The following is a 23506-nucleotide window of genomic DNA, read 5'->3' on the forward strand; positions in this document are numbered from 1 at the left end:
ACGCGAATAAAAACAACACAGCTCCGCAGGTGAATCATGAGAAAACTCGGGTTTTACCTGCTGCTGCTGGTGCTTGCACCGGTCGCAGCGGTAATCATCATTACGCCGATGGATAGCCAGAAACAATATATCTTTGGCTTAATCAGCATCGCTATGATGTTTTTAATGGGCTTCAGTAAAAGCCGCAAAATAACGGTGGTGATGGTCATTCTCTCCGCGCTCATGTCAACCCGATATATCTGGTGGCGCACCACGGAGACTCTGCAATTTAATTCAGAGGTTGAAGCCATTCTTGGCATCGGCTTATATCTTGCCGAGCTTTATGTCTGGCTGATCTTAATTCTCGGTTTCCTGCAAACCACCTGGCCATTAAAACGCACCATCGAACCGCTGCCCGATGACACCAGCCTGTGGCCGACAGTGGACGTTTATGTGCCTTCGTACAACGAAAGTCTCGATGTGGTTCGCGATACGGTGCTGGCGGCACAATGTATTGATTACCCGCGCGACAAACTCAAAATCTATTTACTGGATGATGGCAAACGCAGCGAATTTGCCATGTTTGCTGCGGATGTTGGTGTCGGCTATATCACCCGTGACGACAACCGCCACGCTAAAGCCGGTAACCTTAACCACGCGATGAAAATCACCAAAGGTGAGCTGATTTGCGTATTTGACTGTGACCACGTTGCCACCCGCACCTTCCTGCAAGCGACGGTCGGCCCGTTCCTGAAAGATCCGAAACTGGCGCTGTTGCAGACGCCGCACTACTTCTACTCGCCGGACCCATTCGAGCGTAACCTGCGCGCTGCGCGCAGCATCCCGAACGAAGGTTCGCTGTTCTACGGCCCGGTGCAGCAGGGTAACGATAACTGGAACGCCACCTTCTTCTGCGGCTCCTGTGCGGTGATTCGCCGTAGCGCGCTGGAACAGATTGGGGGTTTTGCGGTAGAAACCGTGACCGAAGATGCGCACACCGCGCTGAAGATGCAGCGTCTGGGCTGGGGCTCCGCGTTCCTGTCGATTCCGCTGGCCGCCGGTCTGGCCACCGAGCGTCTTGGTTTGCACGTTATTCAGCGTACCCGCTGGGCGCGCGGTATGACGCAGATTTTCCGCGTCGATAATCCGCTGCTGGGCCGTGGTCTGAAATGGCAGCAACGTCTGTGCTACCTCAACGCCATGCTGCATTTCCAGTTTGGTCTGCCGCGTGTCGCGTTCCTGACCGCGCCGCTGGCGTACCTGCTGTTTAACCTGAACATCATTCATTCGTCGGCATCGCTGATCTTTGCCTACGTATTGCCGCATCTGGTGATGTCGTTGTACGTCAACTCCCGCATGAATGGCCGTTTCCGCTACACCTTCTGGGGTGAGATTTACGAAACGGTGATGTGTTTCCACCTGGTTATCCCGACCATCCTGACCATGTTTTCGCCGAAACACGGCAAGTTCAACGTTACGGATAAAGGCGGGGTACTGGATCAGGGCTTCTTCGATTTCCACATCGTGCGTCCCCATGTGATTGTGGCGACACTGCTGACGGTGGGCATCGTGGCAGGCGTGGTGCGTGCCACCATGCACAACTATTTTGGCGTGGACCCTTACGTTATCGCCCTGAACGTTGGCTGGGCGGTGTTCAGCCTGATTATCCTGATGGCGGCGATTGCGGTGGCGCGCGAAACCAAACAGGTGCGTAAAACCATTCGTATTGAGGTAGAAATCCCGGCGATTATTCACTACGCCAGCGGTATCTCATCGCGCACCATGACCAGCAACCTGTCGATGGGCGGCGCGCAGCTCGATGCCCCGGATGGTCGCCATGAATTTGATGAAATTGAAGAGATTGATCTGCTGCTGAAATCGGGTGCCATCACCATTCCGGTGAGCAAAATTTCCGGTGATGAAGAAACCATTCGTCTGCGTTTCGAAGCCATGCCGCTGTCGCGTCGCCGCGAACTGGTGCGCGTGGTGCTGGCGCGCGCCGATGCGTGGATTCAGCCGCAGTACAAGCAAGACAACCCGCTGCTGTCGATCGGCACCATTGTGCGTACCGTTTTTGAGCTGTTCTGGCTGACATGGAAAGATCGTCGCAACAAAGGCAAGCAGGACGCTCAGCCTGCCGTGAAAGAGGACAGCGCAGCATGAAGAATCTGACGCAAACGTTGCTGGCAAGTTCGCTGGCAACCGCGCTGTTGCTGGTGCCTGCCTGGGCGGATACCCCGGCAACGGTGACGCAGGATAGCTCTGCCCTGGGACAGGTGCCCCCGCCACAGGGGCTGGATAGCAACGCGGATGCCCAGCTGAAAGCGGCGGCAGGCAGCGCCCCTTACGCCCCGGCAGAAAATGCCCCGGCGACGGAAAACGATGCGCCTGCGGCAGCCAGCGGGGCACCGGCAGCGGATATCGTATTGCCGACCCCCGCGCCGCTTCCCGCTCCGGTAGCGGTACCGGAGGTGGTGGCGGCACCGCTGAATCAGCCGGTAAGTACGATGATTTCCGTGGCGCAGATGGGCCAGCCGCAGGGCATTGTGCTGACCGGTGGTCAGCTGCAATCCGGTATCGTCTTCACCCTGCCGGGTGATGAAGTGATCACCAATGCGCGCCTCAACCTGTCGCTGCGTGTCTCTGCGGCGCTGGCGTCACGTAATACCTCGCTGCAACTGATGCTTAACGGCCAGCCGCTGGGTACGCTGCCGCTCGGCTCCAGCGACAGCGATGTCAGTGATTATCAGCTCGATATCCCGGCAGCAATGGTGGTGTCCAGCAACAACCTGAGCTTCAAGATTAACGACGCCGACAAATTGCTGTGCGAGAAAGATAGCGCCCGCCAGTATCAGGTGACGATTCTGCCGAAAACCACCCTGAGTATGGAAGGGCAGCAGCTGAACATCGGCACCGCCCTGCGTAACTTCCCACGTCCGTTTCTTGATCCGCTGCGCATGACCCCTGCCACTGTCACCATTGGCTTTGCCAATGATGTGGCTCCGGATACCGTCAGTGCGGCGGCGCTGGTGGCTTCGTGGCTGGGTATTCAGTCAGATTACCGTGGCATTCGTTTCCCGGTGGTGCGCGGCGATCTGCCGGAGCACAACGGCATCCTGTTTGGCCATCCGGGCGATAAAATTGGCTCGCTGACCTTCCCGGCCGCCAACGGTCCGACCCTGCAAATGGTCGATAACCCGAACAACCCGGTGTACAAACTGCTGCTGGTGAGTGGCGCGGATGACGCGCAGCTGCGTCAGGCGGCGAACCGTCTCACCACGCATCCATTGACCACTGACGCCAGCAGCATGAATGTGCAGACGCAGCCAATTGCTTTGCGTAAGCCTTATGATGCGCCGCGCTGGATCAACACCAGCCGTCCGGTGCGTCTGAGCGAGCTGCTGCGTAAAGATCAGAGCCTGACCACCACCGGCATCTGGCACGACGCGCTGAGCGTGAACTTCCGCGCCGCGCCAGACCTGTTTATGTGGGACGGCGATACCATTCCGGTGAACCTGCACTATCGTTTCCCGTCAGAAAGCTGGATCGACGAGAACAACTCGTTCCTCAACGTGATGCTGAACGGCACCTTCCTGCGTAACCTGACGGTGAATAAAGTCGGCCTGCTGGAGAGCGCATGGCACCGCCTGGGTGGCGATGCGCGCCAGGAAAACTACACGCTGAAGCTCGATCCCTATCTGATTTACGGCGATAACCAGCTGGCGCTGTACTTCAACATCAAGCCGAAAGCGGATGCCCCGTGCGGCGTGTTGCTGAACAACAACATCAAGAGCCGCATTGAAGATGACTCGTCGATCGACCTGAGCCATACGCGTCACTTCACCATGCTGCCGAACCTGTCGTACTTCGTTGGTGCATCCTTCCCGTTCTCGCGTCTGGCCGATTTCTCCCAGACCACGCTGATGCTGCCGGAAAAACCGAGCGACGCGGAGATCTCGACCCTGCTGGATATGGCTGCCCGTGCCGGTAACGCCACTGGCGTACCGCTGGCGCAAAACCAGGTGTTGTTCGGCATGCCGAATGGCGGCACCAACCTGACACGTCTGGAGCATAGCGATCTGCTGGCAGTAAGCACCACGCAAAACAGCGCCTTTAACCAGGCGATGCTGGCGGGGACACCTTATGAGACCAGCGGCAATACGCTGGGGGTGAAAGAGCCGACCACCTGGGACAAGCTGCGTGGCTGGCTGACCGGCGACTGGTATCGCCAGCAGCTGGATGCCGATCGTTACTTCTCTTCGAATGAAGCCTGGCGCGGCTTTCTCAGCTATCGCTCACCGTGGAACCCGGATCGCCTGGTGGTGATGACGGTCGCCACCAGCGATGACCAGCTGACACGTCTGCATAACGACCTCAGCTCGGCACGGATTAACGCGGGTATTCGCGGCGATACCGCCATCATCACCGATGAGAACGGCATCCGCAGTTTCCGCGTCGGACCCCAGTTCCCGAGCGGTGAAATGCCCTGGTACATGATGGTGGTGTGGTATGCCAACCAACACTCGGTGCTGATGGCACTGGCCGCGCTGCTGGTATCGGCACTGGTGGGGGGAAGCGCCTGGGCGATGCTGAAACGTCATGCCTGGCGACGTCTCAATCCGCAGGGTGATAGCAAGTCCGGCAAGAAGTAAGGATAAAAACAATGAAAAAACATCTGATTAGCGCCGGTATTCGCCACGCCCTGATTCTCGGCGGGGCACTGACACTCTCTCAGCCGCTGCTGGCGGCCGAGAGCACCAATCCTGCGTTACAGGCGCTGTTCGATCAGGCGGCTTACTGGCATCAGAAAGCGCATGACGACCTGGCGCAGGCTTCGCTACAGAAAGTGCTGATGGTGGAACCGAATAACACCCAGGCACTGTATCTGCTGGCGCTTTACGCACAACAAAGCGGTGATAACGTGGCGGCTTCACAATGGCGCGCGCGCCTGAGCCAGGTGTCACCAAACGATAGCCATCTCACCGAGCTGGACAACGCGCGTCAGCTGCAAAGCATTCCGCAGTCGCAGCTGTCACTGGCGCGTCAGCAGGCGCGCAGCGGCAATATCGCCGCCGCGTTACAGACCTGGCGCAACACCTTCAGCGGCAACGAGCCACCGCCGAGCGTAGCAGCCGAATATTATCTGACCATGGCGGGTGACCGCACGCTGCTGCCGCAGGCGGTTGAAGCGCTGCGTCAGTTCGCGGCCGCGCATCCGCAGGATACCGGGGCCAAACTGGCGCTGGGCAAGGCGATGACGTATCAGGAGTCCACCCGTCGCGAAGGGATCGATGTGCTGGCAAGTATGGCGGATGGCAACAAAGATGCCGACCGTTCGCTGCGTCAGGCATTGTTGTGGCTGGGGCCGCAGGCATCTGATGCTTCTCTGTATCAGACCTGGCAGCAACGTCACCCGCAGGACAACGCGGTGCTGGATTACTACCGTAAAAATGTCGGCGGTGCCGAGAAAGGCGCAGGCTTTACCGCCCTCAACAGCGGTGATGTCAGCAGCGCCCAGAACAACTTCGAAAAAGTGTTGCAGGCGAACCCGCAGGATGCCGATGCGCTGGCCGGTATGGGTTACGTGGCGCAGCGTGCCGGACGTTATTCCGAGGCCGCCGATTACCTGACGCGCGCGGCGCAAATGGGCGGCGACCAGAGCGCAGAACGACAGAAGCAGGCTACCGATGCGCGTTTCTACGCGCAACTGGCAACCGCACAGCAGGCACTGAAAAATGGCGACAGCGCCCAGGCGCTGGCACTGAGTGAACCGCTGACTCAGGCCGCGGGTGAGCAGGGCACCTCGGCCAAACTGTTCCGTGCGGATGTGCTGCGCCGTACCAATCAACTGCCACAGGCAGAGCAGACTTACCGTTCGATCCTGCAAGGTGACCCGGATAACCGTAACGCCAAAGAAGGGTTGTTCTACGTGCTGCGCCAGCAAAACCGCAGCGCCGAGGCCAACACCCTGCTGGGATCGCTGCCGGAGAGCGTGCGTCAGAGCGTGGCACCGCGTGGCAGCAGCACCGACCCAATCCGTCAGCAGGCGAAGCGGGAGCTGGCGGCAGGCAACAACGCGGCGGCGATTGCCACTCTGCAACAGGGCATTGCCCGTTTCCCTAACGATGGCTGGCTGCGTCTCGACTTAGCGCGCATTTATCGTGGCCAGGGCGACAGCATGATGGCGGCAAATATTATGCAGCCAGCGATGCGTACCGGTGCCAGCACCAATGAACTCTACGCCGGTGCTTTGAATGCCAGCGAAAGCGGTGCCTGGCAACAGGCCAGCCTGTTGTTGTCGCGTATTCCCAACAGCAGCAAAAGCAGCGATATGCGTGAGCTGGCGCAACGCGTCAACTTCAACCTGCAAATGAACACCGCCGATCAATATCTGGCGCAGGGTTCCAACGCGGCGGCAGCCAATACGCTGCGCGCGCTGGCCTCCAGTCCGCCTGCTAACCCGGTGGATGCCGGTAATCTGGCGCAGAAACTGGCGAAAGCCGGGGACCTCACCACCGCAGTTTCCGTGGTGCGCAGCAATATGCAGCGTGGCGTGCAGGGCAATGCCGGTGATTATGCCGCCCAGGTGGCGGTACTGAATCAGGCTGGTCTGACTACCGAAGCGCAGAGCTTCCTCAGCAGCCCGGAATTGCAGGCGCGCAGTACGCCAACCCAGCTGGCCGGTATTCGTAACGGCTACGTTATCAACGAAGTGGATCGCCTGCGCGAGCAGAAACAGTACGCTGCCGCCTATGACAAGCTGGTGGGTGCGCTGCAACATGATCCGCAGAACCGCGATCTGATGTTTGCCATGGCGCGTCTTTATCAGTCCGGCAAGATGAATAAAGAAGCGGGCGTGGTGTATGACTACCTGATGACTCAGGACACCCCGACTCAGGATGCACGCGAAGGGGCTATCAACGTGGCGCTGGCGCAGAACGACGTGCAGCGCGCCAATACCCTGTCGCGTGGCCTGCGTAATGAACAGTCGCCGGATCGCCTGCTGTTGCTGGCGCGAGTGGCGGAAGCCAACGGCGAGCATAGTCAGGCGATGAGCTATCTGCGTAGCGCGCGCGGCCAGCTGATTGGCTTGCAGGGCGCGCAATCCGGCAGCGTACCGACCGTGGGTGGTCTGGCGCTGGCCGACAACCCGTTTATCAACCGCAGCACTTCACCGGTGGGGCGCACCCCGTCCAGCTATGGTGCGGTGATGCCGTGGCAATCCGCCCCGGATGCGACCAGCAGCGCCAGTGGCGTGACGCTGGCGAGCAATACTCCGGCGGTGCAGCAGAGCCGCACGCTGCGCCAGATCGACGATATGATGGACGATTTGCAGGAGAAAACCGGTACCTGGACGCAGGGTGCCGTGCAGGTTCGTGGGCGTGATGGCGAATCGGGTCTGAGTAAGCTGACCGAAGCCAAAGCACCGCTGACCTTCTCCACCGTACCGTTCGGCGATTCACGCTTCGACTTCACCATGACGCCAATTTCGCTGTCGGCAGGCAGTGCGGCGGGCGATGCATGGCGTCGCTTTGGTACTAACTCGCTGATTCAGGGCGCGGTGGTGGCGGCGGGTGATGCCGAAGTTACCGATGTGCCGTCCTCCTCGACCAATTCGCAGAAAGGCAACGGGGTTGAGCTGAATCTGGCACTGAAAGGCGACAGCTATAAAATTGACCTTGGCAGTACGCCGCTCGGCCAGGATCTGAGTACCATGGTAGGTGGCGTGCAATGGTCGCCGAAACTGACGGATTTCCTGACGCTGATCCTGACCGGTGAGCGTCGTGCGGTGACCGATAGCCTGCTGTCGTACGTGGGAGCAGAAGATACCGCCACCGGCAAGAAATGGGGTCAGGTGACCAAGAACGGCGGCAACGCGCTGCTGAGCTACGACAATGGCGACGCCGGTTTTTATGTTGGCGGCGGTGCCTACAGCTATCTGGGTGAGAACGTCGCCAGCAACAACAGCGTGCAGGCCACGGCGGGTGCTTATGTGCGTCCGTTCCACTACGATGACCGCGAACTGAAAGTGGGGATGAGTCTGTCGTGGATGGATTTCTCGAAAAACCTCAGCTACTTCAGCTATGGTCAGGGGGGTTACTTCAGCCCGCAGAATTACGCGTCGATCTCGTTCCCTATCGACTTCTCGCGTAAGTTTGACGACCTGAAGGTGAATATTGGTGGCTCGATTGGTTACCAGTCTTACAGCCAGGACCGGAGCGCTTACTTCCCGAACGATCCGACATTGCAGGCCGAGCTACAGGCCCTGGCGGATGCGGGAGACGTGAAAAGCGCTTACTACGATGGCGACAGCAAGAATGGTATTGGTTATAACCTGCACGCCGGTGCCGATTATAAGATCAATAGAGATCTCACCGTGGGTGGTCAGTTAGGTTATGACACCTTCGGCGATTACAACGAGACCACCGCGAATCTGTACTTCCGTTACATGTTCGGAGACAACTAATGAGTGAGCAATTGGCAGCGCGCGTCAGCCACCCGCATCAGCCGGGTTGGTTTGATCTGGTTAGCGTGATGATTGAAGGCATGCTGGATAATGCCGGTGAGGAAGCCGAAGGTTTCCTGAACCAGATGGGCGAATCGCTGGCTGCGCGCTATCCTTTGCCGGAGGCGCGCACCGTGCAGGATCTGGAGCGCGAAATCAATTTGCAGCTGGCGCGTTTTAGCTGGGGCTTTGCCCAGTTACAACCGATGGAAAACGCCATTCTGATTCAGCACCATGCGTTACCGGCGGGTGACAACCTGGTGGAAGCGGAACGCTGGCAGCTGGCTTTTAGCGCGGTACTGGCGGGTGTCTATGCCCAATGGTTACAGGCGCAGGGTGGCAGCGCAGCCGTTCCGGTTACCCTGGAAAAACTGGATGGCGGCACGCTGCACTACCGATATCAATAGGATGCTGAGATGAGAGTTAAGCCGTTCTGGCGTCAATGGATGCTGTGTTTGATGGTGATGTTTTTTAGCGCCCAGGCGGCCGCCAATGGCTGGAGTACCTTCAAGAGTCGCTTTATGAGCAGTGATGGCCGCATCATCGATACGGCCAACAACAATGTCAGCCATACCGAAGGCCAGGGCTACGGCATGTTACTGGCGGTGGCGAATGATGATCGCGCCACCTTTGATAAGCTGTGGCAGTGGACGCAGCGTCATCTGCGTAATCCGCAAAACGATTTGTTTTACTGGCGTTACACGCCGGGTGCTGCCGATCCGGTTGCCGATAAAAATAATGCCTCCGATGGCGATGTGTTGATTGCCTGGGCGTTGCAGCGTGCGGCGCAGAAGTGGGGCGGCAATTATCAGCAGGCCTCGGACCGCATCCAGCGCGCCATCGTGAAGGACAACGTGATCACCTATGCCGGGCATACCGTGATGTTGCCGGGCGCGCAGGGTTTCAATAAAACCAGCTTTGTCGTGCTCAATCCCTCCTATTTCCTGTTCCCCGCCTGGCGTGAGTTTGCCGAGCACAGTCATCTGCGCGTGTGGAACCAGTTGATTGATGGCGGCATGGATTTGCTGGGAAATATGCATTTTGGCAAAAGTGGTTTACCGCTCGACTGGGTGGCGCTGAATGCTGATGGTTCGGTGGCACCGGCGGTGGGGTATTCCAATCGCTTTAGCTACGACGCGATCCGTATCCCGCTCAATATCTGGTGGTACGACCCGCAGAGCCTGCATCTGGTGCCGTTCCAGCGCGTCTGGCAGGGCTATGGTCGCTTAACCACGCCAGCGTGGTTTGATGTGCTGGCGAACACGCCTGCGCCTTATAACCTTGATGGTGGTTTGCTGGCGATTCGTGATTTGACCCTGAGCGAAACCGGGTATCTCAGCGACCAGCTGGCCGCGGATCAGAATTACTTTTCGGCGAGTTTGCAGTTGCTGACGTGGATGGCGTATCAGGAGAGGCGCTGACGCTTAGGGTTTTTTTCGGATCGAGATAGTTTCGTTCGCTATAGGCACTGGCAGTTTCAGCTCGCCAGTGCGGCGACCGAGCAAAGGGGACCTGGCCGTCCCCTTTGCATTCCCCGGCCCTGCGCCGCCTTTTTTGCGCGATAAATCGCGCCGCTACACACTGGCTTTTTCGCGCGATAAATCGCGCCGCTACACGCCGCCTTTCGCCGCATCCTTGCGGCTCATCCTGGAATCGCTCCCGCGCTCAGCGAGTTCGGATGGCGCTCACACCCCCGCTGCACCACCGATGACTTTCTGGTTTTTTTCCGTTGTTGTTGTTGTTGTTGTTGTTGTTGTTGTTGTTGTTGTTGTTGTTGTTGTTGGTGTTGGTGTTGGTGTTGGTGTTTTTTTCTTTTTTCTTCGGGCTTGCAGACGGGGGGTGTGGGCGGCATTCGCAGCGCCGAGTGCAGAGGGAAGGCCAGGACGAGTCGCATGGATGCGACGAGAGCGCGGCATGAGCCAGGACGGCGAATCCGCGCGGTCCGTCAGGCCTGAGTGATAAGCGAGGGAACAGCGCGAAGCGCTGCGCGAGGACGCCGCAGGGCGCGGATTGCAAAGGTCCGCGCCCTCGGACCTTTGCCCGTCCGCCTGTACAGGTGGTCCTGAAACTGCCTAAAGCCTGGCGGGCGGAACCCCTGCGGAGCCAAACCGCTGCTGGCAGGCGGAACCCCTGCGGAGCCAGACTGCTGCATCGTTACTTAAAGTCCGCATAAGGGATCAACGGCTGTGGCGGCATATCCATATCACCGTTCCAGCCCGCCATCGAATACCTTACATACAACAACCCATGACTTGGGGTGTAATCCTTCGCCTGCTGAATATCCATCGCTACCCCGACAAACCAGTGCGGCGTTAAACGACGCTCAACAATCGCCTGCAAGGTATAACCAAAACCGCTGCCGGAGCTGCTGTCCGACATCGGGTTCGATGCCAGCACAAAGCCGGGATTGACCGGGTAGCGTTGCTGCGCGTCGGTCTGCGAATGCGACCACGACAGCGATCCGCCCAAATCAAATGACCAGTTTTCGGTGCGCTGACGCCAGGTGACCGGCACCGAAAACGACAAATATTGCTGCGGGCTATAGTAACCACCCTGACCAAAGGTGTAATCGCTTAAATCCTTCTGGTAGTGCCACAGCATCGTGTTCAGGCCAACCGTGGCGCGGCGATTGTCTTCGTTAATCAGCTTGTAGTAATAACCGGCCATCAAACGTTCACGGGTGTTATCCGCGACGTTTTCACCGGTGAGCTGATGCGCACTGAGATCGGCCCATACCCCGTTTGCGCCGCCCTGATCGTAACTCAGACCGAGCGAACCGCCGGTGGCGACCACGCCGCCCCAGGTTTTGCCGCCGTTGGTGGCCGGATCGCGCGCACCGGCATATGCCAGCAGCGAACTGGAAATCGGACGACGTGAAGCCGTCAGCGTCACGCCGATATCATCGACATCGGTTTTCCAGCTCAGGCCGCCAACCCAGTTGGTCACCTCAAAGCCGAGCGGGGTGGTGCCCAGGTCAGCTGACCAGCGATCGTTATGCCAGCCAACACCCAGTGCGGTGCCTTCGTCGCGCTGGGTAAAGTCACGGCGACAGCCGCCGGAGTTGTCATCGTTACAGCTGCCGAAACGATCGGTGTGGCTGCCGTTCTCTGTAGCGAAAGTGCCAGCCGAAACCAGCACATGATCGACGCGCACAAAGCTGCGACCATCGGCGAGCGGTGTTTCTGCCTGCATCATGGTGGTGTGGGCGGTGAAGTCTGAGCGTCCGCCGCTGCCTTTATCGCGCGAGTAATCCTGTTCCAGCGTGAAGGTGGTGTCCTGCTGGCGATAAAGATCGGCGGCGTCGCTGCGGATACCGCGCTTCAGCCAGTCATCGTCCGGCTGGTTACGGGTTAGCCGGGTGTAGCTGTCGTTATCTGTGGGGACGACATCGCTGATGCCGCTGGCGGCCATCGCCAGTCGATAGTCCTGCTGCGCCTGGGCGGGTTGCTGCAACTGCGTTTCCAGCCGTGCGGCATCGCGATACACCAGCGCTTTCCCCTGCGATGGCGCTTCGTTGGCCGCGCGGGTTTTCAGCTCGCTAAACAACTGCTGTGCTCGTGCGCTGTCGCCGCTGTTCTGCCAGGCAAGTGCCACGCGACGGCCGCTGTTGAGGCTTTCCTGCGCCACGCTGGGCGGTAATTGCTGCAACGCCTGACGCGCTTCCTGTGGGCGATGCAGTGCCAGCAAGGCTTCGATGCGTCCCAGCGCAGCGTCAGTGTTGTGTGCATCCTGTTGCAGCACCTGCTGATAAGCTGTCAGCGCACTGCGCGCATCGCCGCGCTCCAGCGCCCGGTCGGCGCGGGCGAGGACTTTCTGCTGATGAAGGCGCTCAGCCAGCCCACGCATATTGTCATCCCAGCGCGCCTGCGGCAGACGGTTGAGCGCCGCCAGTGCGGCGTCATCCTCATCACCGGAGGACAGCCACAGCGCCTGCGCGTAGGCAGCGCCGGGGTCCTGCGGATGCTGGCGCACCATATTGTCGATGACTGCGCGGCCCTGGGCAGTTTCCCCGCTGTTGCGCAGCGCCCCCGCCAGCCGGTACGACAGCCAGATGTCATCAGGATTGTCCTGCACTGCCTGGCGATATTTCACCACCGCCTGATGCCACTGACCCTGCTGCGCCAGTGCATCCGCTGCGGCGAGCAAGCGGTCGTTACGTAGCGTCGTCAGGCGGCGTTGCGCTGTGCTGTTGCTGCGATCGACCCGCAGCGCCTGCTGCCAGTATTGTTCCGCCAGCGCATCGTTGTGCCGTGCCTGCGCCACATCACCCAGGCCAATCAGCGCCCAGCTGTCTCGACTGTCGATGGCCTGGGCGTAGCGATATTGGCGCTCCGCCCCGGCGATATCGCCTTTCTTCAGGGCGTTATCCCCGTTGTTGATCGCCAGCCAGTAACGGTTGGTTTGCAGCAACGATTGCCATTTGCCGACCTGAGTACTGGACTGGCCGTTTTTGATCGCTTTTTCCAGCCAGCTAATAGCGGCGGCGCGGTTGTTGGCGCGTGCCTGGGCCTGGCCCATCGCACCCATCAGTTCGGCATCGTCAGGTGTGGCTTTCAGCGCTGCGCTCAATGAGGCAATCGCCCCTGCGCCACCGCCAGCATCGACCAGCGCCAGCCCACGCATGCGCTGACGGTACGCCGGATCGGCCAGCAGTTTTTGCTGCCGTGCCAGCTCCTGCTGTCCGCGCTGTTGCGCATCGCCGGAGGTAAAGATGCTGAGATATTGTTGCAGGCTGGCGACGCTGCGATCGCTGACCGGCTGATTCTGAATCTGTTGCAGCCAAAGCTCGGAAGCGGCATCACGGCCACCGTCGCGTTTGGCGAGGCTACGCAGCTGCGTCAGTGCTTCGCCTGGCTGATTGTTATCAAACGCCATGCGCGCCAGTTGCAGTTCCAAGCCAATATTGCCGGGGTAACGCTGCTCCAGCGCCTGCAATTGACGGTAGGCCGTCATCTGCTGGCCGGGCAGACGCGCCACCAGTTGCCAGTACTCCAGCTCGGTGGTGACATCCGGGAAGACGCCGTGAAAAAGCGCGTCCCAGGCGGCTTTGGCTTCAGGCAGGCGGCCCGCAGCGGCCAGCAGTCGTGCCTGTTGCAGCTGCTGGCGGCCAACGCTGGTGGTCAGCGCCAGACCGGCTGCGGATTCCCGGGCGGCAGCGGATTGTGGTGCCACGCGTTGCAGTTCATCCAGCAACTGCCGGGCTTTGGTTTGATCCCCCTGACGCAGCGCCATACGGATCTGCGCCGCTAATACCTGGGGATTATCCGGGTCGATTTTTTCCAGCCGGTACAGCGACTGCTGTACCAGGTCGTACTTGTTGGTCGATTCGCCGGTGCGAATCTGCATCAGCAGCCATTCGACCGGCGACACCTGCGGGCCAGCCGGGGCGGCGAGCGCACCTGCCAGCATGCCCAGCGTGCTGCTCAGCAGCAAGCTGACCCGCAACGCGCGTGTTTTATTCATCGTCTTCGTCTTCAGCCAGACGACGGCGACTCACCATGCGCATCAGACGCCATGTCATCAGCGCAAACAACAGCACAACCAGGGTCGCGCACACCGCCAGCCACACCGGATGGGTCGCCAGCATATTCCACAGACGCTCCCACCATGGCAGATGGCCGACGTAGTAGGTATCGCCGACGCGCAGGCTGTAAACGCCCGATTCACGGATGATCGAGGCGGCACCAAAAATGGCGGCGCGCTTGCCGCTATCCTGCATCGCGTTGTTGAGCAAATCCCAGCCGCGCGGGCTGTCGGCCAGCAGCGCCACCACGCTGCGCTGATCAAAGAACGGAGACTGGAAGCCGACAATCACCCCCATTGGCCCACGTGAGCTGATGGTGGTCTGGCTTTCGACTGCGCGGTCAGCGGCGGAGGCACGAATATTCGGTGCGCTGACCTGGCGGGTTGGCATATTGATCCAACTGCGGGCAGCAGCGACCAGCGCGTTGATCTTGCGGTCGTCCTGGAGATCGTCCGGGATGCTGCCGATCATCAGTAGATCGGCATCGGTGTTTTTCGCTTTGCTCCAGTCATCGCTGACCTGCACGCGCAGCGCCGGATAACCGGTTTGCGCACCGATGCTGCCAATCGCATTCAGCAGGGTAGTGACTTCGCTGTTGTTCGGTTTCGGCTGCACCAGTACCAGCGTTTGCGCCAGATCGGCATAGCGGCTGTACGGGAAACCCGCGTTGGCCCAGGCACGCAGCGACGGCATTTCGATGTAATGACGATAGCCGGAGAAATCGATGCTGGAGTGATCGTCAATCACCACATGATGGTCAACGGCGGTGACGGTTTCGCAGCGGCCATCGGCGGTGCCGCCAATAAAGGTATTGGCGTAGTCGAAGTTGAAACGCAGCTGGTTGACCACGCCAAGGCGCAACGCCGGGATGGTCAGCTGGCGGCTGCTATCCTGCAATCCCTGAATCAGCGGAATGTGCAGCATCTGTTTCGCCGCAGTGTCTTTCGGCGTCAGCGGGTAATCCTGCATAAACTGGTTGTTCAGATAGACGGCCAGACGCGAGCCATCCTGCTGAATCGGCGAGGTGTAGCGGTAAATCAGGTCCATATCGATACCGCGCGCCCGCACCAGGAACAAATCCGGCGGCAGGTTGAGCGTCAGGGCGATCGGGTTCGGTTGCAGGCCGTCTGCCTGGAGCTGGTTCTGGTACTGCGTCAGTTCGCCAAAGGTGGTACGACGGTCGGTGCGTACCCAGTTCGGCGCATCGTAGGCCTGGCGCGGTGCCAGCAGTTTGACGTTATCCACCGTCGAGCTATCGCCGCGCAGCAGCAGTTCACCCTGGGAAATACCTTCCACCGCCGTCAGCAAATCTTTGTCATCACGGCCAAGGATCAGCAACATTTTCTCATACGGATTATCCGGCTGGCTGACCATCATCACCGTGGGTTTATCCACCGGCGGCATATCCTTCAGGAAATCGGGGCGCTGATCGTTGGTGGCGAACACCACCGCGTGCTGTTCCTTCGGCAGCTGGTTATACAGCACCGGGAAGGTCTGGCCGCGCCATTGCGCTTTGCTGCCAAAGTAAGAGGCGAGGATGGCGGCGGCGCGCTGTTGTTGCAGGTCTGGTGCGCTGCTGAACACCATCGGCAGCTGCAACGGTCGGCTGTCGCGGCTATCAAAGAAGGGTTCCGGGAAATGCGACAGATCGTTTTTCAACGGCAGTTTTTGCAGCGTCAGGTCGAGCTTGCTCTCTTTACCTATATCCAGCCAGATGGTGCTGTTGGCCGGGTTTTCACACACGTTGGCGTAATGGCCGACCAGTTCCAGTCGTATGCGGTTAAAGTCGCCGATAAAGCGCGGATCAATCGCCAGCTGAGCCTGGTTCTCTTTGCCCAGCTGATCGGCGGTGAGGGTGATCAGGCTGACCAGTTCATCGTTGAGATAGACCTTAAGCTGCGACAGCGTCGGGATTAACGCCGGTGACGGACGATAGTTGAGGGTCAGCAGGGCGCGCGTCACCACTTCATCACTGCGCACGCCAAATTCTATCTGACCGGTCGGCCCTGTGCCGCGTAACGTCATGCTGCCCGGTGGTGGCGCAACCTGATTGAACAGCAACTGGCTGGCACGCAGCGGCGCATTCGGCATCAGCAGGTCATTTGCCACTGGCAGCGCGGTCTGAACGGCGGCCTGGGGCGCAACCGGGGCGGCGGGCTGCGGTACGGCCTGCGCCACAGTGGCGGTGCCCAGCAGCAAGGCGGTGAACCAACTCAGTTTTCTCGTCATGGTCATATCACTTAATGAGTGTTTTCTGTTTTCACGCGGCCAATACCCTGCGGCAGCAGTGATGCCAGCCAGCCCAGAAGTCGGGTGAGCAGGCTGAATAAACGACGCAGCGGCGGTGGCCCATACTCCGCCAGACGCAGATAGCCTTTAAAGCCCAGTACCATAATGTCGGCGAGGCTTTGCACCGGTTTGTCTTCCGGGAATCCGTCCTGCCACAGCGCCCAGGTATCGGCGCGGGCAAAGGTACATTGAATAAATTCAATGTGTTGTTCGGTGGTGAGTTGATGCAGGCGGATACCGGCGCGGCGACCGAATACGCGTTGCACCTGGCAGGGGAAGCTGAACTCCTGCTGACCGCGACGCAGCAGCAGCCATACCGGTTCCTCTTCCTGCAAGGCATCAGGCTCGCGTAGCTCGACGCCGACGCCACCGTCTGAATAGTCGCGCAGCGTGCACGGCACCATATGACCATCTTCACGCGCAATGGCGGCGGGCATGGCAATTTCGACGCGATGGGCTTCGCGAATCTGCCGGGCTTCAACCGATACCGCCACCGCCCCCCCAAGGATGATCATGTTGTAAATCACCCAAACCAGGCTGACCCAGATGGTGAGGATTTCGTTGGACGGGCCGTAAGCCATACGCCAGAAGGCCATCACGATGCCCGCCAGATTCAGCAGCACCAGAATCATGTAGGGTTTGGTGATCACCCAGTCGAGATGGCGTTTTTCCACCAGGCCACCCTTGGCGGTGACATTGAATTTACCTTTGTGTGGATTGAACAGCGCCACCGTGGTGGGGCGGGCGATATACCAGGCCAGCACCGTTTCATACACTTCACTCCAGAAGGAATGTCGCCAGCGTCCCTGAATGCGCGAGTTGGTCAGGCTGGTGTGCAGCATATGTGGCAGCACGTAGATAGCGATTGCCAGCGCCGGGGCGTAGATGATGTAGGCGTGACACAGCAGGAATGCCAGCGGGGCCAGCAGAAAGATCAAGCGCGGAATACCGGCGAGAAAATGCAGCATGGCGTTGGCGTAGCACAGGCGCTGCACCAGTTTTAACCCTTTGCCGAACAGCGGGTTATCCAGACGGAAAATCTGCACCATGCCGCGCGCCCAGCGAATGCGCTGACCGATATGCGCCGACAGGCTTTCGGTTGCCAACCCGGCAGCCTGCGGGATGCGGATATACGCCGAGGTATAACCGCGCCGGTGCAGGCGCAGCGAGGTATGCGCATCTTCGGTGACGGTTTCCACTGCGATGCCGCCAATCTCATCCAGCGCGCTACGACGCAGCACCGCACAGGAGCCGCAGAAAAACGCCGCGTCCCAGGTATCGTTACCATCCTGCACCAGACCATAAAACAGCGAACCTTCATTCGGTGTCTGACGGAAGCGTCCGAGGTTGCGCTCAAAAGGGTCGGGGGAGAAGAAGTGGTGCGGCGTCTGCAACATCGCCAGCTGGTGATCTTGCAGGAACCAGCCCATAGAAAGTTGCAGAAACGAACGGGTCGGCACATGGTCGCAGTCAAATATCGCCACGTAGTCGCCCCGGCAGCGGGTTTTCAGCGCATGGTTGATGTTGCCCGCTTTGGCATGTTCATGGGTCGGGCGTACCACGTATTGCACGCCGACCGTGGCGGCAAACTCGCGGAACTCGTCACGCGTACCGTCATCGAGAATATAGATATTCAGCTTATCGCGCGGCCAGTCGATGCCCATGGCGGCATAGATGGTCGGTTTCACCACGCTGAGCGGCTCGTTATAGGTCGGCACAAGGATATCGACGCTCGGCCAGCTGGAAATATCCGCAGGCATCGAAAGCGGCTGGCGATTGAGCGGCCATAATGTCTGGAAATAACCCAGCACCAGTACCGTCCAGGAGTAGGTCTCTGCGCCAATCAGCAGCAGGCCGAACGCCAGGCTGAGGGGATCATCCCAGTTAAGGGTTTCGGTATAGCGCCACCACAGATAGCGGCAGGAGACGGTGAGCGACAGCACAATCAGCATGATGGTCGACAGTCGCCCCGGTACGCGTCGCACCAGCATCGCCAGGCTCCACAGCAGCAGCACGAAAACAAACTGCGTCATGATGCCGAATGGCTGCGAAATACACAGCAGCGCCAGCAGGCTGGCAGCCATCGCGGCGGTAATAAACAGCAGCTGGCGCAGGCGCGGCGGCAAACGTTGCAGGCGCTGTTCGCAACGCAGGGTCAGGCGATGCTGCTCCAGCCTGGTCGGCAGCGCGCCAAGCCAGCGGTACAACTGCTGACGCCAGCGGAACAGCGGCCGAAACGCGTTGAAGCGCTGACGTTCGCTGCGTGGGTTGTCATCCAGCGGCAGTACCAGCAGCAGCCACAGGCTTTGCAACAGATAACGCAGGAAATCGAGCGGACGCGGGCGTTGTGGCGAAATCTGCGGATAGTAACGCTGACGCTGTTGCAAAATACGCTGCCAACCCGGCGTTTCCAGGCGCAGCAGCGACCAGGCCAGCACGCACCACATCAGATGTAAAATGATGGTCGGCCAGCTGGCACCCTGCTGGCGTGCGGAGCGGGCGCGCCGTTGCAGCGCCTGCCACGCCTGTGGCACCAGCAACCAACGCAGCGGATTCATTTATCCGTTCCCGCCACGTTGAGCAGCAGCCAGTTGGCCAGAGTGTTGATCTCTTCGCTGGCGAGGGCGTGCGGGCGATATTCACCCACCGGCTGCTTCATCATCAGCGCTTCTGCCAGCGCCTCATCCCGATGGATCACCTGGGGAATCAGGTTGTTTAGCGAACTGATCCACAGCTGATGCAGATCCTGCTGTAGCCTGCTATTGGCATTGAACTGGTTGATTAAAAACAGGGTGTGCGGCAAAAAATGTGGATGATGCAGACGCAGCTGGCAGTTGGCATCCGGGGTCAATACCTGCACCAGCCGGTCAGCGGCAGGCAAAAAAGGCAGATGCCAGAGCGACACATCCGCCGGGATATCCATAATCAACCAGCGGTATTGTGATTGCAGTGGCGGTAAAGCATTAAGCAACGGTTCAGCAAATTTCTCTCCGGCCGTGCGAATGCTTAACCCCTGCTGATGGGTTAATGCGCCGAATGGCAGAAAATCCAGCCCTGGCAGGTAACGCTGTGCCTGGTGTTGCCACGGCTGATTAGCGAGCCGTGCGGGTGCCCAGCCAGCCGGTTCTGTGACGGGAAGATTAAAGTGAGTAGCCAGTTGATTTGCAGGGGAAAGATCGATGACCAGCACCGATTCCTGCAATGCGTTCAGCGCCCAGCCGAGCGCGGCGCAGAGCGCAGTGGCACCGCAGCCGCCGCGCAGTCCCTGGAGAGCAATCACCGGCATTAGCGTTCAGGCTCCTGTGCGGCGGTTAATTCCTGAAGTAGCGGCCAGCATGACACCAGGGTATTCAGACGCTCTGCGCGGGCAATATCAATGTAGCGAAATGCCTTTAAAGAAAAGGCCTCACTCAGGGCATTTATGTCATCCTGCTCGCCACTGGTATGTGATACCAGCGAAAAGGCATTTTCTGTTTTCATTACTTTTTTGCCACCGGAAAAACGACAACGGATGAAAAATGATTATATTTATTTGAGATAAGTTTAGCGTTGACAAAAACGTTAAACACCCACACAGATCAATGTGATTTGAGTTAGTGCGCTTATTTTTTATTTCAACAGTTCCAATCGCTGCCGTCTATAATAAACTAGCCTGGATTGTACAGATCGCGAATCAAATATGAAAAATCTCTATGCGCTCGGCCTGCAACAGGTTCAGCAGGAATTAATTACGCTGCAAACGCCAGGGCTTTACTGGATAACCTGCCAAAGGCCGGAGGATGCGCGATCGTTGCTGCGTCAGGTGGTTAGTCACCAGCAGACGGTAACCCTGATAAGCTCGGGTGAGAAACCTCGTGCGTTGCTGACCCCGGACCCGTTAAGCGGACCGGCACGCATTCCGTTATTTTCGCTGCCGTCGAATAAATCCAGCTTGTTACAATTGGTTAATGATTTTGCGCGCGTGTTGAATAGAAAAAACGGGCTGCTGCTGTTTTTTAGTAATACTGCGCAATGGGAAAAATTATCGTCAGAGGAGTTGACGTTCTGGCTCAAACGTATGCGTCGTCTTTTAATGGAAAAACAAATGACGCTGCTGGTAATAACTTCCGGCACATCAATAATTAACCTGCGCAATCATTTGCAGCGTTATTTTCGCCAGATTGATGGTGTCGCGCATTTAGAGTATGAACAGGATAGCTGGCAATATCGAATTAACTGGTGGTATTCCGCCGATCGTTTGTTAGCCGACCGCGCTATCCGGCTCAATTTCGTCGATCAGCAATTTATTGCTGCCAGCGAGTCAGAACAAAATATTCCGCTGAGCCTCAATGATGAGAATCAATTTCTCGCCGAGGAGAGCGTGCTGGAAGGTGCGCCACCGCTGTCCGCCCAGTGGCGATTGTTTAGCAATAATGATGGGGTGTATACCCGTGCGCAGCAGGCCAATGCGGCCACGGTGATCTTCAGCCTCGCCAATAACCACGACATCAATACGCTGGCGAAGATGGTCCATAGTTTGCGTCGTTCACGCGGTAACGCCCTGAAAATTGTGGTGCGCGAGATGAACACTAGCCTGCGCTACAGCGATGAACGCCTGCTGCTGGCGTGCGGCATCAATGCCATTGTGCCGACAGCGGCAACCCTGTCGCGTTTTCTCACTACGCTGGAAGGCATTCAGGGCCAGCAATTTACACGCCATGTCCCGGCAGATCTCCCGGCGCTGATGCAGGCGTTGCAACCGTTACAGCAACGCGGTTATCTGCCGCTGGAAGTTTTTTGCGGTGCCGTGCAGAAACTGATGAAAAATACGCTGCTGCCGGAAAACGATAAAGGTTTGATGGTGGCGCTACGCCCGGTACCACAGCTGAAGCCGGAACAGGTCCTGACCCTGTGCAAACCACGTCGCTTTGGCGACCTGGTGACGCAGCGTGAGGATCGTATTTACCTGTTTCTTTCTTCCTGTCGCTTTAACGATTTGGATATTGCGCTGAAATCTATTTTTTCTCTGCCCCATGACGAGTTGTTCAGCAACCGTATGGTGTGGTTTGAGGACAACCAGATTGTGTCGGAAGTCCACAAAATGCGGCAGCTGACGCCGGTGACGCAGCATGATCTGCCTGCCGTGCCGGTGGCGGTAAACCCGGATCCGTCCCCCTCTGCGCCCCATGCACGCGCGGCGCAGGTTCCCCAGCCGATTAGCCTGAATATTGAGGGAGCGCCGCGCTGATGACACTAATGGACTGGGTGCAGGTCATCATCCTGCTGTTATTGATTCTGCTGTTTCTTAAATCCCTGTTGGCCCGCTGGCTGCCGCGCAGCAGCAATAGCCTGCTGATGCGCCTGCTGCCTGCTCGTGCGCTCAAGTCGGAAGGGGTCTGGCAACGGAATACGACGAAAACGGATACCAAACCGTAATGAGTGATAAAAAATCTTTGGCAAGCAGCGGGTGGCGTGGACTTGGCGGCTGGAATTTCTATTTTCTGCTTAAGTTTGGTCTGCTGTGGTATGGCTACCTGAACTTTCATGCGCTGAGCAACCTGGTGTTTCTCGCCTGGCTGCTGTTTCCGCTGCCGTCGCTGCGCTGGCACCGGCTGCGCAACTGGGTATCGATACCGATTGGCTTTGGCCTGTTCTGGCACGATACCTGGCTGCCGGGTCTGAGTTCGATTCTCAGCCAGGGTGATCAGGTAGCGGGGTTCTCCACCGCTTACCTGCTGGATCTGCTCGACCGCTTTATCAATTGGGAGATGATTGGTGCAGCCTTTGTGCTGCTGGTGCTGTATCTGTTTGTAGCCCAATGGATCCGTATCACGGTGCTGGTGGCGGTGGCGCTGATTTGGCTGAACGTGATCAACATTGCCGGTCCCTCTTTCAATCTGCTGCCCGGTAAAGCGGCGACGCCAGAAGTGGTGCTGAATAACCCACCCGCTGCTGGCGGTAAAACGCCGGATGCACTCGATCAATCTGCGCCGCCGACCAGCGCCAATCTTACCGCCTGGCTCAATCGTTTCTACGACAGCGAACGGCAGCGCGTTACCCATTTCCCGGACAGCCTGCCTGCGGATTCGCAGCCGTTCGATATTCTGGTGATCAACATTTGTTCGCTGTCGTGGTCCGATCTGGATGTGGCGCAGCTGCGCAATCATCCGCTGTGGCACCACTTCGACATCATGCTGGATAATTACAACTCGGCCACCGGCTATAGCGGCCCGGCGGGGATTCGTTTGCTGCGCGCCAGCTGCGGACAGACCTCGCACAGCAACCTGTATAAAGCCACCGATCAGCGTTGCTACCTGTTTGATAACCTGGCAAAACTCGGTTTCAAGCAGGAACTGATGATGGACCATACCGGCGTGTTCGGTAACTATCTGCAAGAGCTGCGTGATTATGGTGATATGCAGGCTCCGCTGATGTCGCAAAACGGCATCGCGCCGGAGCTGACCTCGTTTGACGGCTCGACGGTGTTTAATGATGGTCAGCTGATGCAGCGCTGGCTGGATGAACGCAGCAAGAGTAACGATGCGCGCAGCGCCACCTTCTATAACCTGATCCCGCTGCATGATGGCACACGCGAACTGGGCAGCACCCGCACCGCGCCCTGGCAACCGCGCGCCAAGGTGTTGTTTGACCAGCTCGACACCTTCCTGACCAATCTGGAGAAATCCGGGCGGCGTGTGATGGTGCTGGTGGTGCCGGAGCACGGTGCAGCGTTGCAGGGCGATAAGATGCAGATGTCCGGTTTGCGTGATATCCCCAGCCCGTCAATTACCCATGTGCCGGTGGGGATCAGCTTTGTGGGAATGAAGGCACCGCATCAGGGCCAGCCATTGACCATTAATACGCCCACCAGCATGCTGGCCCTTTCGGAGCTTATTTCCCGCGTGGTGGATGGTCAGGTATTTAATGCGCCGAATGTGAATATGTCAGCGCTGACCGATAATCTGCCGCAAACGCCGGTGGTATCGGAAAATGATAATGCGGTGGTGATGATGTATCAGGGCAAACCCTGGATTCGTCTTAATGGCGGTGATTGGGTAGCGTACCCGCAATAAATATATAACGGCACAACCAGCGCGATTTATCGCGCTGGTTGTGCCGGTACGTTAATTAGTCCGAATAATGTCTTTTATCCCCTCTCCAGCCGATTTTGCGACTTTCTCCCGGCGAAAAAAAACCGTGATCTGGGATATACTTGCTGCGCATTTTCC

14 protein-coding genes are annotated in these 23506 nt (G+C 58.5%); 8 read left to right on the plus strand and 6 right to left on the minus strand.

What is annotated here, in order from left to right:
- The first annotated feature begins 36 nt into the window (after window positions 1-36).
- From bcsA (HA50_RS00375) to HA50_RS00395, 5 genes are read left to right on the plus strand one after another with little or no spacing between them, the layout of a single operon-like run.
- Complete coding sequence (gene bcsA / locus HA50_RS00375; protein WP_084871676.1) at window positions 37-2142, plus strand: UDP-forming cellulose synthase catalytic subunit; 2106 nt, start codon at window positions 37-39, stop codon at window positions 2140-2142.
- The gene (bcsB, locus tag HA50_RS00380) at window positions 2139-4631 is read left to right on the plus strand and encodes a cellulose biosynthesis cyclic di-GMP-binding regulatory protein BcsB (RefSeq protein ID WP_084871677.1); all 2493 of its coding nucleotides are present in this window, start codon (window positions 2139-2141) and stop codon (window positions 4629-4631) included. The genes bcsA (HA50_RS00375) and bcsB (HA50_RS00380) overlap by 4 nt, the downstream gene beginning before the upstream one ends.
- Before the next feature lie 11 nt (window positions 4632-4642).
- Window positions 4643-8446, plus strand: coding sequence for a cellulose biosynthesis protein BcsC (locus HA50_RS00385; protein WP_084871678.1), 3804 nt, complete (start codon window positions 4643-4645; stop codon window positions 8444-8446).
- A complete protein-coding gene (gene bcsD, locus HA50_RS00390) occupies window positions 8446-8892 on the plus strand; it encodes a cellulose biosynthesis protein BcsD (protein WP_084871679.1) in 447 nt (148 codons plus the stop codon). The genes HA50_RS00385 and bcsD overlap by 1 nt, the downstream gene beginning before the upstream one ends.
- Window positions 8893-8901: 9 nt before the next feature.
- Entirely contained in the window at window positions 8902-9906 is a 1005-nt protein-coding gene (locus tag HA50_RS00395; protein ID WP_084871680.1) for a family 8 glycosyl hydrolase, read from the plus strand.
- Between the two features lie 221 nt (window positions 9907-10127).
- Here HA50_RS00395 and HA50_RS00400 read toward each other — a convergent pair whose 3' ends face one another.
- The 6 genes from HA50_RS00400 to bcsR all read right to left on the minus strand — a co-directional run bounded on the left by HA50_RS00400 (window position 10128) and on the right by bcsR (window position 19778).
- The gene (locus tag HA50_RS00400; protein WP_167379230.1) at window positions 10128-10337 is read right to left on the minus strand and encodes a hypothetical protein; all 210 of its coding nucleotides are present in this window, start codon (window positions 10335-10337) and stop codon (window positions 10128-10130) included.
- Between the two features lie 302 nt (window positions 10338-10639).
- On the minus strand, window positions 10640-13948 hold the full coding sequence (gene bcsC / locus HA50_RS00405) for a cellulose synthase complex outer membrane protein BcsC (RefSeq protein ID WP_084871682.1): 3309 nt from the start codon (window positions 13946-13948) through the stop codon (window positions 10640-10642).
- A complete protein-coding gene (bcsB, locus tag HA50_RS00410; RefSeq protein WP_084878252.1) occupies window positions 13941-16238 on the minus strand; it encodes a cellulose biosynthesis cyclic di-GMP-binding regulatory protein BcsB in 2298 nt (765 codons plus the stop codon). Before bcsB (HA50_RS00410) ends, bcsC begins: the two co-directional genes overlap by 8 nt.
- 11 nt (window positions 16239-16249) lie before the next feature.
- Window positions 16250-18856: a UDP-forming cellulose synthase catalytic subunit gene (gene bcsA, locus HA50_RS00415; RefSeq protein WP_084871683.1), complete on the minus strand. Its 2607-nt coding sequence runs from the start codon at window positions 18854-18856 to the stop codon at window positions 16250-16252.
- Window positions 18853-19584, minus strand: a complete 732-nt coding sequence (gene bcsQ, locus HA50_RS00420) for a cellulose biosynthesis protein BcsQ (RefSeq protein ID WP_084871684.1) — start codon at window positions 19582-19584, stop codon at window positions 18853-18855. The genes bcsA (HA50_RS00415) and bcsQ overlap by 4 nt, the downstream gene beginning before the upstream one ends.
- Window positions 19584-19778, minus strand: coding sequence for a cellulose biosynthesis protein BcsR (gene bcsR, locus HA50_RS00425; RefSeq protein WP_084871685.1), 195 nt, complete (start codon window positions 19776-19778; stop codon window positions 19584-19586). Before bcsR ends, bcsQ begins: the two co-directional genes overlap by 1 nt.
- Before the next feature lie 199 nt (window positions 19779-19977).
- On the opposite strand from bcsR, the gene bcsE reads away from it, so the two are divergent.
- From bcsE to bcsG, 3 genes are read left to right on the plus strand one after another with little or no spacing between them, the layout of a single operon-like run.
- A complete protein-coding gene (gene bcsE / locus HA50_RS00430; RefSeq protein WP_084871686.1) occupies window positions 19978-21525 on the plus strand; it encodes a cellulose biosynthesis protein BcsE in 1548 nt (515 codons plus the stop codon).
- Window positions 21525-21713, plus strand: coding sequence for a cellulose biosynthesis protein BcsF (gene bcsF / locus HA50_RS00435; protein WP_084871687.1), 189 nt, complete (start codon window positions 21525-21527; stop codon window positions 21711-21713). The genes bcsE and bcsF overlap by 1 nt, the downstream gene beginning before the upstream one ends.
- Complete coding sequence (gene bcsG, locus HA50_RS00440) at window positions 21713-23350, plus strand: cellulose biosynthesis protein BcsG (RefSeq protein ID WP_084871688.1); 1638 nt, start codon at window positions 21713-21715, stop codon at window positions 23348-23350. Before bcsF ends, bcsG begins: the two co-directional genes overlap by 1 nt.
- Window positions 23351-23506 lie beyond the last annotated feature (156 nt).

It is taken from the genome of Pantoea cypripedii (assembly GCF_002095535.1).
Lineage (GTDB): Bacteria > Pseudomonadota > Gammaproteobacteria > Enterobacterales > Enterobacteriaceae > Pantoea > Pantoea cypripedii.

Bases quoted from the DNA above. Each gene is read 5' to 3' on its own strand.
- bcsA (WP_084871676.1), top strand. From the start codon at position 37: ATGAGAAAACTCGGGTTTTACCTGCTGCTGCTGGTGCTTGCACCGGTC.
- bcsB (WP_084871677.1), top strand. From the start codon at position 2,139: ATGAAGAATCTGACGCAAACGTTGCTGGCAAGTTCGCTGGCAACCGCG.
- HA50_RS00385 (WP_084871678.1), top strand. From the start codon at position 4,643: ATGAAAAAACATCTGATTAGCGCCGGTATTCGCCACGCCCTGATTCTC.
- bcsD (WP_084871679.1), top strand. From the start codon at position 8,446: ATGAGTGAGCAATTGGCAGCGCGCGTCAGCCACCCGCATCAGCCGGGT.
- HA50_RS00395 (WP_084871680.1), top strand. From the start codon at position 8,902: ATGAGAGTTAAGCCGTTCTGGCGTCAATGGATGCTGTGTTTGATGGTG.
- HA50_RS00400 (WP_167379230.1), bottom strand. From the start codon at position 10,337: ATGCCGCCCACACCCCCCGTCTGCAAGCCCGAAGAAAAAAGAAAAAAA.
- bcsC (WP_084871682.1), bottom strand. From the start codon at position 13,948: ATGAATAAAACACGCGCGTTGCGGGTCAGCTTGCTGCTGAGCAGCACG.
- bcsB (WP_084878252.1), bottom strand. From the start codon at position 16,238: ATGACGAGAAAACTGAGTTGGTTCACCGCCTTGCTGCTGGGCACCGCC.
- bcsA (WP_084871683.1), bottom strand. From the start codon at position 18,856: ATGAATCCGCTGCGTTGGTTGCTGGTGCCACAGGCGTGGCAGGCGCTG.
- bcsQ (WP_084871684.1), bottom strand. From the start codon at position 19,584: ATGCCGGTGATTGCTCTCCAGGGACTGCGCGGCGGCTGCGGTGCCACT.
- bcsR (WP_084871685.1), bottom strand. From the start codon at position 19,778: ATGAAAACAGAAAATGCCTTTTCGCTGGTATCACATACCAGTGGCGAG.
- bcsE (WP_084871686.1), top strand. From the start codon at position 19,978: ATGAAAAATCTCTATGCGCTCGGCCTGCAACAGGTTCAGCAGGAATTA.
- bcsF (WP_084871687.1), top strand. From the start codon at position 21,525: ATGACACTAATGGACTGGGTGCAGGTCATCATCCTGCTGTTATTGATT.
- bcsG (WP_084871688.1), top strand. From the start codon at position 21,713: ATGAGTGATAAAAAATCTTTGGCAAGCAGCGGGTGGCGTGGACTTGGC.